Genomic DNA, 240 nt, shown 5'->3' with positions numbered 1-240 from the left:
CTCCTGCACCAGTCTCACTGCGTTCAGTTTGCCGTTGTCCTTCGTCCAGTTCGTTTCGGCTTTCATCCCCTTCGGCAACACCAGAAAACGTCCGTTGCTGTCCTCGTGATAACGCACGCCCCATGTCTTCGCGTTCAGCTTCTCCAGACTCTCTTTCTGCTCGCGGAGAATATTCATATTCGCGTTTATCTTCATGCCCTGGTACCACAGCAGACTCCCGGTCGTGGCAAACATCAGTAC

The 240-nt window shown here is 53.3% G+C and carries 1 protein-coding gene; it reads right to left on the bottom strand.

Annotated features, from left to right (window positions below; translation table 11 throughout):
- The coding region (locus tag QP437_RS10365) for a hypothetical protein (RefSeq protein WP_285267780.1) at window positions 1–208 on the bottom strand (208 nt) is incomplete at its 3' end.
- Window positions 209–240 lie beyond the last annotated feature (32 nt).

Origin of the sequence: Haemophilus sp. UMB1048 (assembly GCF_030218125.1) — a bacterium.
In the GTDB taxonomy this organism is placed as follows: domain Bacteria; phylum Pseudomonadota; class Gammaproteobacteria; order Enterobacterales; family Pasteurellaceae; genus Haemophilus_D.
This window is presented reverse-complemented; position numbering and strand designations above follow the sequence as displayed.